We start from the raw sequence: 3,068 nt of genomic DNA on the forward strand, positions 1-3,068 counted from the left end.
CGCGTCTCAGGCGGGTTCTAGACGGCGTGCGACAACGCGATCACCGCGGCCCAGGCGCCCGCGATGCTCGGGCCGAAGGGGATCTTGGTTCCCCTCGCCACGCGCCGCGACGGGATCAGCCGGAGGTTCGCTCCCGCCGCGGTCGCGAGCGCCATCGGCTCGGCCAGCCCGGCCCGCCCCCGGACCTGTTGCCGGACCTGGCGCCGGACCGGGTCCCTCGCCCGGCCCCGCCCCGCCTCCTTCGTGGTGGCCGTCACGGTGGCCGTCACGATGGCTGCGATGGGCGCCGGGCGAACGACCGCAGCACGCGCGACAGCTGTTCGACCGAATAGGGCTTGTGCAGCAGCTCGAACCCGTGGGTGCCGTTCTGCGCCAGGACGCTGCTGTACCCCGACGTCAGCACGACCGGCAGGCCGGGATACGCCGCCCGGATCGCCTCGCCGAGCTGGATGCCGTTCATGCCCGGCATCACCACGTCCGAGAAGACGATGTCGAACCGCTCGCCCCCGCCGTGCGACAGCTCGGCCAGCGCCTCGTCGGCATTGGCGGCCAGCGTGGTCTCGTAGCCCAGCTCCTGGAGCGTGTTCGTGGTGAAGCTGCCGACATCGGCATTGTCCTCCACCACCAGCACGCGCGTGCCGTGCCCGTCCGCCGGCCGCTGCGACCCGGCGTCCCCACCGGTCGGCGCGGGGACGGGCGCGTCGGTACGCGGCAGGAACATCGTGAAGACGGTGCCCTTGCCGGTCGCGCTGTCCACGGCGATGTCGCCGCCGGACTGTTTGGCGAAGCCGAACACCTGGCTGAGGCCCAGGCCCGTGCCCTGGCCGACACCCTTGGTGGTGTAGAACGGCTCGAAGATGCGGTCGATCTGGTCGGCGGCGATGCCCGATCCGGTGTCGGCGATCGATACGGCGATGAAGTCGCCGTTCTCGGCCGGGTGCGCGCGGAGCGCCGGGATCGTGCGCGCGGCGCGCACCGCGATCGCGATCCGACCCTCGCCGTCCATCGCGTCGCGCGCGTTGACCACCATGTTGACGAGCGCGGTGTCGAACTGGCTGGGATCGACCTCGATGAAGCACGGCTCGTCCGGCAGGGCCATCTCGATCGCGATCCGCGAGCCGGTGAGCGTGCCCAGCATGTCGGAAATGGTGCGCAGGCTGGCCGCGACGTCCACCGTCTCGGGCTTCAGCGCCTGGCGACGCGCGAAGGCCAGCAACTGCCCGGTCAGCTTGGCGGCGCGATCGGCGGTGTCGGAGATCGCGTCGACATAGCGCGCCCGGCGCTCCTCGCTCAGCCCGGGGCGTTTCAGCAGGTCGGTCGCCGACCGGATCACGGTCAACAGGTTGTTGAAATCGTGCGCGACACCGCCCGTCAGCTGGCCCACCGCCTCCATCTTCTGCGACTGGCGCAGCGCCTCCTCCGCCACCTGCAACGAGGTGGTGCGCTCCACCACCTGCTGCTCCAGCGAGGCGGCGAGCTCGGCCAGATCCTGCTCGGCGCGGCGACGCTCGACGGCGATCCGGGTACGGTCGGCGGCCTCGCGCAGGAACGCCAGTTCCTCCCTGCGCCAGACGCGCGGCGCTCCGTGGTTGAGGTACAGCAGCGCGACGAAGCCGCCATGTTCCGTCACCGGCATGTTGATGAACGAACGCGCGTTGATCGCCTCCAGGACAGGGGCGGTGTCGGCGGTGCGCGGGTCCACCCGTGCGTCCGACACGATCGCGGTGCCGCCGCGCTTCAGATCGTCGATGTACGAGCCGTAGTCGCGGAAATGCAGGGTGCCCGCGAGCGTCCTGACGCCGGGTGCGTTCCAGTCGCGCTCGATCGTGATCGTCTCCGCGGCCCGATCGACGAGGCCATAGCCGGCGCGGTCGACCCCCATCGTGCGGCCGATCACCTCCGCGGCGGCAAAGGATATCTCCGCCGGGTTCGTGCCGTCGCGTACCGCGTCGCTCAGCTCGACCAGCGCCATCCGGAACTGCTCCTCGCGCTGCCGGCCGGTGATGTCGACCGACACGCCCGCGATCCGCAGCAGCTTTCGGTCGGCCGTGAAGAACGGCTGCCCGTGCGAGGAGATCCAGCGCATCTCGCCGTCGGGCCGGTGGATGCGGTACCGGGTGGTGAAGTCCGACCCGGCGGCGACGGAGCCCGCGGCATCGTCGACCGCGTGCCGGCGGTCGTCGGGGTGGACCGCGGCGATCCACTGGCTGAAGCTGAACGGGGCCTCGACCGGCTGGCCGAACAGTCCCTTGCAGGTGTCCGACGCGGTCAGCGTGCGGGTCCGGGGCTCCAGGCTCCAGGTGCCGAACCCGCCGGCCTTCAGCGTGAACGCCAGTTCGTGCTCGCGCTCCTCCTGATGGCGCAGCCTGTCGGTCAGCTCCGCCATCAGCGCGGCGTTGTCGCTTTCCAGCCCCGCCAGCCGCTCGCGCTCGATCGTCACGTCGACCTGGCTGGCGAAGAAATAGGCGAGCACGCCGTCGGTGTCGAACACCGGCGCCATCAGCAGCCGGTTCCAGAACGGTTCGCCGTCCTTGCGGTAGTTGAGGAGATCGATCTCGACCGGCTCCACCCGCCGTATCGCCGCGCCGATGTGCGCCACCATCGCCCGGTCGGTGCCCGGCCCCTGGAGGAAGCGGCAGTTGCGGCCGAGGATCTCGTCGCGCGGATAGCCGCTCAGCCGGCAGAACGCGCCGTTGGCGAACACGATCGGATTATCGGGCAGGCGCGGGTTGCTGATGACCATCGGCATCCGCGTCGCGCGCACCGCGGCGACGAAGGGATCGGTGCCGACGTCCAGCCCGATCAGTTCGGCGGCGATCCGCTCCGCATCCGTGGCGGCGTGCCGCTCCTCAGCCTCGTTCACCGCCGCCTGTCCCATCCCGGTCGCCTCTTGCGCCCGCACGGATAGCGAAGCGGAAGCGTGCGCGACACCCCGCACCGACACGATCCGGGCCGGACCGGGTCGGGACGCCGGCCGATCACCACCGCGCGCGCGGGGCGATCAGAACGGGACGTCGTCGTCCAGATCGTCCGCATAGCCGCCGCGCTGGCCCCCGCCACCCGTCGAT

Annotated in this window: 2 protein-coding genes; both read right to left on the minus strand. The window is 71.2% G+C overall.

Annotation, left to right across the window (positions count from 1 at the left end):
* Positions 1 to 17: 17 nt before the first annotated feature.
* Positions 18 to 269 (minus strand): hypothetical protein, encoded by a 252-nt coding sequence (locus HUV01_RS14355; RefSeq protein ID WP_174298887.1) that lies wholly within the window; start codon positions 267 to 269, stop codon positions 18 to 20.
* A complete protein-coding gene (locus HUV01_RS14360; RefSeq protein WP_217431022.1) occupies positions 266 to 2,878 on the minus strand; it encodes a PAS domain-containing protein in 2,613 nt (870 codons plus the stop codon). The genes HUV01_RS14355 and HUV01_RS14360 overlap by 4 nt, the downstream gene beginning before the upstream one ends.
* Between the last annotated feature and the right edge of the window lie 190 nt (positions 2,879 to 3,068).

This window comes from Sphingomonas bacterium, from assembly GCF_903643035.1.
GTDB lineage: Bacteria > Pseudomonadota > Alphaproteobacteria > Sphingomonadales > Sphingomonadaceae > Sphingomonas.